Source organism: uncultured Metabacillus sp. (assembly GCF_947503125.1).
In the GTDB taxonomy this organism is placed as follows: Bacteria; Bacillota; Bacilli; order Bacillales; family Bacillaceae; genus Metabacillus.
On record NZ_CANNCR010000024.1, the window covers coordinates 53,100 to 60,708 of the forward strand.

Consider the following 7,609-nt stretch of genomic DNA (forward strand, 5'->3'; position numbering starts at 1 on the left):
TATTTTCTTAACATAGCTTGCGTTTCTGAATCTAGCTCCAGGCGCCATCGGCTCGAGGTCATAAGTCAAACAGGAATTGAAGGTAAAGTACACCTTCTATTCCTGTTTGACTTATGCTTGTCGCCGATAGGCAGGCGCCTTGCGCTTTTTTTATAACTTTCTACTTCAATATTAAACGAAATATGTTATAATAAAAATAAGTTAATAAATTGGTTTGAGATTCAGAGAGACCAAGACTGTGTTATAGCTTAAAAGGGCTATAATAAAGTCGTGGTCTCTCTTTTTTAGTAATAATTGGATATTTTTAACAATAAGGTCATTAATTATAGGAGGAAAAAAACGAAATGTCGATAAAATTCTCGGCTTTAAACAGAGTAGATCAATTAACAGAAATGATTAAGGATCAATATGACTTGTTAGTTATTGGCGGCGGTATTACAGGTGCCGGCATTGCATTAGATGCTTCACTTAGAGGGATGAAGGTAGCGGTAGTGGAAATGCAGGATTTTGCAGCGGGTACTTCGAGCCGATCAACAAAGCTTGTTCACGGAGGTCTCCGTTATTTAAAACAATTTCAAGTCGGTATGGTTGCTGAGGTTGGGAAAGAGAGGGCTATTGTTTATGAAAACGGTCCGCATGTAACAACACCTGAATGGATGTTATTACCGATTCATAAAGGAGGGACTTTTGGAAGATTTAGTACGTCAATTGGTCTTCGTGTCTACGACTTTTTAGCAGGTGTTAAAAAATCTGAACGCCGTTCTATGCTTTCAGCAACTGATACATTGCGTAAAGAGCCGCTTGTGAAAAAAGCAGGATTAAAAGGCGGCGGATATTATGTTGAATACCGGACAGATGATGCACGCTTAACCATCGAAACGATGAAAGCGGCTGTTGAAAATGGCGCACATGTTATCAATTATGCAAAAGCGGAAGAATTTCTATATGAAAATAAACAAATAACAGGTGTTGTTGTAAAAGATATGATGTCGAACAAGCTTTATGAAATAAAAGCAGCAAAGGTAGTAAATGCGGGCGGCCCTTGGGTTGATGAGATTCGGAAACATGATTATGCAAGAAATAATAAACAGCTTCGCTTGACAAAAGGTGTTCATCTAGTCATTGATCAGTCAAAATTCCCGCTTCGTCAAGCCGTTTATTTTGATACACCAGATGGACGGATGGTCTTTGCGATTCCGCGTGATGGTAAAACATATGTAGGTACAACAGATACGTTTTACGACAAGGATACGGCAAATCCGAAGATGCTTGCTGAGGACCGTGATTATATTTTAAAAGCGATTCATTTTATGTTCCCAGATGTCAAGGTAACAGAAAAGGATGTTGAATCAAGCTGGGCTGGTGTTCGACCATTAATTTATGAGGAAGGAAAGGATCCTTCTGAAATCTCCCGTAAGGATGAAATCTGGGAGGCTGAAAGCGGGCTGATCACCATCGCGGGCGGGAAGCTTACTGGCTACCGGAAAATGGCGGAGGCTGTAGTTGATCTTATTGCCAAACGTCTTCAAGAACAGGGAAAAGGATTCAAAGAAAGCCAAACAAAAACATACCCGATTTCAGGAGGAAATGTTGGCGGTTCTAAAGGGTTAGGGCCATTTATTGCAAAAAAAGCAATAGAAGCTCTTCAATCCGGATTTACAAAAGAAGAGGGACATCACTTAGCTGCTATGTATGGATCGAATGTTGATGAGCTTTTCCGTTACGGAAAACAGTATGACACAGTAGAAACGAAGCTATCACGCATCGTTTATGCACAGTTAATGTACGCGATTGAACAAGAAATGGCAACAAAGCCAGTGGATTTCTTTATTCGCCGTACAGGAGCCTTATTCTTTAACATTGATTGGGTTCGCAGCTGGAAGGATGAGGTCATTGCGTTTATGGAAGAAAAGCTTGGTTGGACGAAGGAGCAAACGGCTGAATATACAAGACAATTAGAACGAGAGCTAACGGATGCAGTTACTCCGGTCAATCAATAAATGAGAAAAGAGAGAGTAAAATGGGGGTGTCTCAAAAGGTTGAGACACCCCCATTCTCATGCTGTTAACATTATTTTTCTGCTACAGGCTGGTAAAGTCCAGGTATGCTATTCGCTGAGATAGCCAAACGGTTCCAACCGTTTATGGTGATGATGATCGTAACGAGATCGATATATTGTTTTTCATCAAAATGCTGGCGAACCCGTTGATACAGATCATCTGGTACCCCGTTTGCGGAAATGGTTGTAACGGCTTCCGTTAATTCTATCGCTGCCCTTTCCTCTTCAGAATAGAAGGGTGACTCCCGCCAAGCCGGTAAACAGTATATTCTTTGTTCTGTTTCACCAATTGCCCGGGCATCCTTTGTGTGCATATCCAAGCAGAAAGCACAGCCATTGATTTGAGACGCACGAATTTTCACTAATTCGATGAGTTTACTATCAAATCCTGTTGTTTTCTTGTAGTCCTCCAGTTGTCTCATTAATCTAAAGACTTCTCGATTTGTTTGCATGTAGTTAATACGTTGCTCCATGTAGATAACCTCCATTTAATTAATTTATGTTTCACTATTAAGACTAAATAGAGGTTTGATTTGTGACATTAAAAAAAAGCTCGCATTAGAGCTCTCGGTTTATTCTAATTAAGGAATAGGGATATGCTTTAATTTATCAGGATTTCGGATAATAAAGATTCTCTGGATAGTTTTTTGTTGAGAATCTAATTCAAAGCAGATGACTTTGTCAGGATGTCCCTCTTTTACTTGCAAGATCCCTTTTTGACCATTTACGATCACTGGAAGAACTTCTCCTATGAAACTTCCTTTAGCTGTAATTCCTTTAAGAAAAGCAGATACACGCTGTTTGTTTACAATTGGATTTAATGCAGCAGGCACTTTTCCGCCACCATCGGATATAAGTACAACATCTTCTGTCAGAAGATCAATAAATTCCTCAAAGTTACCGGTAACCGATGCTTTTATAAATGACTCTGCTATAAGGTCAACCTGCCTAAATTTGGTTGGTATCAAGGTTAATTTGAAGGAATAAGTCATGAACCATATCTTCTGCATCGGTAATGGATCCAAGCATCCGGTATGCAATGGAAAAGAGGTATGGTCGATATGTCTTATATAATGTAGCCAACTCCATCTTTGCTTCACCTATTTTCTATGATTATTTTTTAACTTATATGATTCTTAAATTAAGTATATAAAAGGAGAGAATATCTGGCCAAAAAAAGTTACCTAGTAAATAATTAGAACTGAGACTAGAAGAGTTGCAGAGCTATTATGAAAACTTATAAATGGGAGTAAAAGAAGCTGTTTGTGAATAAGAAGACTAGTAAATTCCAAAAATAAAATTATAAGAGAAGACGTGGTTCTGTAGTCGTAGATGTGGCTATTGACCAAGGAGGTATTGTAGATACGGTTGATCATATTACAACACATGACAACCCAAATAGTTGTTAAGATTCTCATTATCACATAGGCAATAAAGGCAAGGGATAGTTGATAGACAAAAGATTTATAGAGGGAAACTATTATGTATAGTCAATAAGCAAACGCCTTAATCCGGGGGAAATCTCACCTATATTGAAAGATCGATATACCCGCAAGATAATGTTGAACTTTTTGAACTAGATTCAAAGAAAGGGATTGAATTGAAGTATAATAAGTGGTAATATACTATTTAATTAAATAGTATGACACATTATTTCGTATTTCGAGTAATTAGTATAACATAATAACTCTTTGAAACAATAAAAAGAGGCAAAGGAATAGGAGGTCAGAAGTGAGTAAGAAGGAAATTGTTTATGTCGTATCTGATTCGGTTGGCGAAACAGCTGAGCTGATGGTAAAAGCAGTTGCATCACAATTTAATAGGGAAGATGTTGAAATTAAGTATATTTCCTATGTAGAGGATATAAACGATATTAGTAATGTCATTACGGCCGCGAAATATCATCATTCCATCATTGCCTATACGATCGTCATACCGTCTTTAAAGCAATTTCTTGACCAGCAGGCAAAAGAGGCAGGAATTATGGCGATTGACCTAATGAACCCGCTTATGGAAGCATTTATTCAAACATTTAATAAAGAACCGATTCGGCAGCCAAGACTAATGAGGAAATTAGATGATAACTATTTCCGCAGAGTTGAAGCGGTTGAGTTCGCAGTAAAATATGATGATGGACAAGATGTAAGAGGGATTAAGCATGCAGATATTGTATTAATTGGAGTTTCTAGAACATCTAAGACACCGCTTTCCATGTATTTGGCCCATAAACGATTTAAGGTGGCAAATGTACCTTTAATACCAGAAATTGCACCTCCTGATGAACTTTTTACTATTCCTAAAACGAAATGTGTTGGATTAATCATATCACCAGATAAATTAAATGAGATTCGCATAGAGCGATTAAAAAATTTAGGGTTAACAACTCAAGCGAATTATGCGAATTTTGATCGGATCCTTAAAGAATTAGAATATGCTGAAAAAATAATGAAACGTATAGGTTGTCCGGTCATTAATGTCTCAAATAAAGCAATAGAAGAGACGGCTGATTTAATACTATCAATGTTAAAAAAGAGAGGGGCAGTATTCCATGGTTAAATTTGTTTATATGTTTGATGAGGGGAATAGCAAACAAAAGCAACTTTTAGGAGGTAAGGGAGCTAACCTAGCAGAAATGACCCGGATTGGGTTACCGGTTCCTTATGGTTTTACAATAACAACAGAGACATGTAATACATATTATGATGCGGAAAAATCAATTTCAAAAGAGATTGAATTTCAGGTTTTAGAAGCCCTTAATATCCTTGAAGAAAAAACAGGAAAAAAACTTGGAGATCCATCCAATCCTCTGCTTGTTTCCGTCCGCTCTGGTGCAGTGCATTCAATGCCAGGCATGATGGATACCATTTTAAATCTTGGCCTGAATGATGAGACTGTTGAGGGGCTGGCAAAATTAACAAACAATCCGCGTTTTGCTTATGACTCTTACCGTAGATTTATTCAAATGTTTAGCGATGTTGTCCTTAAAATAGATAGTTTTTATTTTGAACAATTTTTAGACGAAATCAGGGAAGAAAAGGGATATAGCTCAGATCCAGAAATGTCTGCAGAAGATTGGAAAGAAGTGATCCAGGAATACAAGAGGATTGTAGGTAAGCATTCGATAAGAACTTTTCCTGAGGATCCAAAGGAGCAGTTATTCCTTTCGATTCGCGCTGTTTTTGATTCATGGAATAATCAACGTGCAATTGTTTACCGTCGTCTTCAGAATATTCCCGATCATCTTGGAACAGCGGTGAACATACAGAGCATGGTATTTGGAAATATGGGCAACAATTCTGGTACTGGAGTGGCTTTTACTCGTAACCCATCAACAGGGGAAGCAAAGCTTTACGGTGAATATTTGATAAATGCTCAGGGAGAGGATGTTGTTGCCGGGATTCGTACCCCGCAACCGATTGCTTCTCTCCAGCAAGAAATGCCAGAAGTATATCAGCAGTTAATTCGGACCTGTCACCTTCTTGAAAAGCATTATCAAGACATGCAGGACATTGAGTTTACTGTCGAGCGTGGCGAGCTATTTATTCTGCAAACAAGGACTGGAAAAAGAACAGCTCAAGCAGCCATTAGAATCGCAGTTGAATTAGTAAATGAACAAATCATTAGTAAGGAGGAGGCTATTCTGCGTGTAGATCCAGAACAGCTCAATCAACTCCTCCATCGCCGCATTGATGATTCATATGAACGAAAGCCTTTAGCGAAAGGTCTGCCAGCTTCTCCTGGGGCAGCAACAGGAGAAGTCGTATTCGATGCGGATGAAGCAGAAAGATTAGCGAAGGATGAGAAAAAGAAGGTGATTCTTATTCGCCCAGAAACCACACCTGATGATATTCATGGAATTGTTGCGGCTGGGGCAACAGTCACTAGCCGTGGAGGAATGACAAGCCATGCAGCAGTTGTTGCAAGAGGTATGGGAAAAGCTTGTATATGCGGCTGTGAATCATTAAAAATTGACTTGAAATTAAAGCAGTTTAAAGTAGGAGACACGATCGTAAAACAAGGTGATGTCATTACGATTGATGGTTCAACGGGTGAAATTATGTTAGGGGAAATTCCGATGATTGAACCGCAGCTTTCATCTGAGTTTCAATTGTTGCTTTCTTGGGCAGATGAGGAACGAAAACTTGGCGTTAGAGCAAATGCAGACAACCCTGAAGATGCCAAAAAAGCTCTTGAGTTTGGAGCAGGTGGAATCGGACTATGCCGCACAGAACATATGTTTATGGAGACACATCGAATTCCAATTGTACAAGAGATGATACTTGCAGAAACACATCAGGAGCGAGAAAAAGCACTAGCCAAGTTATTGCCAATGCAGCAAGAAGATTTTGAAGGAATCTTTGAAGCGATGCAGGGGAATCCTGTAACGATTCGTCTATTAGATCCTCCTCTTCACGAGTTTTTGCCAGATAAAGAAGAACTTCTGGTTGAGGTGACAAAACTTCAGATAACAAATTCAAAATCTAAGGAATTACAGGATAAAGAGCAGCTGTTAAGAAAAGTACGCCAATTAGATGAATTTAATCCAATGTTAGGTCACCGCGGCTGCCGATTGGGTATGATTTTTCCAGAGATTTACGTGATGCAAGCAAAAGCCATCTTTTATGCAATTGCGAAGGTAATGGAAAAAGGAATGGTCGTAAAATCAGAAATTATGATTCCATTGGTTGGGCATGTAAATGAGTTAAAAGAAATGCGACAATTAGTGATTAATGCGGGCTTGCTAGTTGAGGAAGAAACAGGACTGAAATTTGATTATCTCATTGGTACAATGATTGAGGTACCGCGAGCGGCTTTAACAGCTGACCAAATTGCCGGAGAGGCGGACTTTTTCTCGTTTGGAACAAATGATTTAACGCAAACTACTTTTGGATACAGCCGAGATGATGCAGAGGGAAAATTCCTTCAAGCTTATATTGAAAACAAAGTGCTCCCGGAAAATCCATTCGCTTCTCTTGATCAAGAAGGAGTAGGAAAACTTGTTGAAACTGGCGTAAAGCTAGGCAGAGGCAGAAAGCCAGGGTTAAAAACAGGTATTTGCGGAGAACATGGAGGAGAAAAGAATTCAATCCAATTCTGCCATGATGTAGGATTGGATTACGTAAGCTGTTCACCATACCGTGTACCTCTTGCACGCCTTGCAGCAGCACAAGCTACTATTAAACATAAACAAAAACAGGACCAACTTCAATTACAAATATAAAAATGAAGAAGGCTGCCTCTATTGGCAGTTTCTTCATTTTTGCGTATAAATATGTATTAAATTCCTGATGGAAAATTGAAAGCCGTTAAAAAGGGAGAAATCTCCCCTAACGAGTTAAATGGTGTACTAAAAGTTCTTTTTGCAGCGTGTCTTTTATCAAGTAAAAAAACAGAATATAAAATTGCAATCTTTAATAGATAACTCAACTTTCGCACAAAGAAAATGAGTGTTACTCGTTGGTTGTATTGAATGTAGGTTATATCAATTATGGTAGTTGACACCTATTAAAAATGAAAAAACACCTCATTCTTTGGTATAGTGAGATTAAT

6 protein-coding genes and 1 pseudogene are annotated in these 7,609 nt (G+C 38.6%); 4 read left to right on the top strand and 3 right to left on the bottom strand.

What is annotated here, in order from left to right; translation table 11 throughout:
- Positions 1-344: 344 nt before the first annotated feature.
- On the top strand, positions 345-2,000 hold the full coding sequence (locus Q1B07_RS15785; protein WP_299091807.1) for a glycerol-3-phosphate dehydrogenase/oxidase: 1,656 nt from the start codon (positions 345-347) through the stop codon (positions 1,998-2,000).
- Positions 2,001-2,070: 70 nt separating this feature from the next.
- Here Q1B07_RS15785 and Q1B07_RS15790 read toward each other — a convergent pair whose 3' ends face one another.
- From Q1B07_RS15790 to Q1B07_RS27050, 3 genes are all read right to left on the bottom strand, one after another.
- Positions 2,071-2,532 carry a carboxymuconolactone decarboxylase family protein gene (locus Q1B07_RS15790; protein ID WP_299091806.1) on the bottom strand — a complete coding sequence of 154 codons (462 nt, stop codon included), beginning with the start codon at positions 2,530-2,532 and terminating at the stop codon, positions 2,071-2,073.
- Positions 2,533-2,640: 108 nt separating this feature from the next.
- The gene (locus Q1B07_RS15795) at positions 2,641-3,069 is read right to left on the bottom strand and encodes a hypothetical protein (protein ID WP_299091903.1); all 429 of its coding nucleotides are present in this window, start codon (positions 3,067-3,069) and stop codon (positions 2,641-2,643) included.
- The gene (locus Q1B07_RS27050) at positions 3,008-3,148 is read right to left on the bottom strand and encodes a sigma factor (RefSeq protein WP_366945210.1); all 141 of its coding nucleotides are present in this window, start codon (positions 3,146-3,148) and stop codon (positions 3,008-3,010) included. Before Q1B07_RS27050 ends, Q1B07_RS15795 begins: the two co-directional genes overlap by 62 nt.
- Positions 3,149-3,363: 215 nt before the next feature.
- Here Q1B07_RS27050 and Q1B07_RS15800 point away from each other — a divergent pair.
- From Q1B07_RS15800 to ppdK, 3 genes and pseudogenes are all read left to right on the top strand, one after another.
- Positions 3,364-3,456 (top strand): annotated as a pseudogene (locus Q1B07_RS15800) (hypothetical protein); the annotation flags it as partial.
- 334 nt (positions 3,457-3,790) lie between these two features.
- Positions 3,791-4,615 (top strand): pyruvate, water dikinase regulatory protein, encoded by an 825-nt coding sequence (locus Q1B07_RS15805; RefSeq protein WP_299091804.1) that lies wholly within the window; start codon positions 3,791-3,793, stop codon positions 4,613-4,615.
- Positions 4,608-7,280, top strand: a complete 2,673-nt coding sequence (gene ppdK, locus Q1B07_RS15810; RefSeq protein WP_299091801.1) for a pyruvate, phosphate dikinase — start codon at positions 4,608-4,610, stop codon at positions 7,278-7,280. Before Q1B07_RS15805 ends, ppdK begins: the two co-directional genes overlap by 8 nt.
- Positions 7,281-7,609 lie beyond the last annotated feature (329 nt).

Excerpts from the sequence above, each read along its gene's own strand:
- Q1B07_RS15785 (WP_299091807.1), top strand. The coding sequence starts at position 345 with ATGTCGATAAAATTCTCGGCTTTAAACAGAGTAGATCAATTAACAGAA.
- Q1B07_RS15790 (WP_299091806.1), bottom strand. The coding sequence starts at position 2,532 with ATGGAGCAACGTATTAACTACATGCAAACAAATCGAGAAGTCTTTAGA.
- Q1B07_RS15795 (WP_299091903.1), bottom strand. The coding sequence starts at position 3,069 with ATGCAGAAGATATGGTTCATGACTTATTCCTTCAAATTAACCTTGATA.
- Q1B07_RS27050 (WP_366945210.1), bottom strand. The coding sequence starts at position 3,148 with ATGGAGTTGGCTACATTATATAAGACATATCGACCATACCTCTTTTCC.
- ppdK (WP_299091801.1), top strand. The coding sequence starts at position 4,608 with ATGGTTAAATTTGTTTATATGTTTGATGAGGGGAATAGCAAACAAAAG.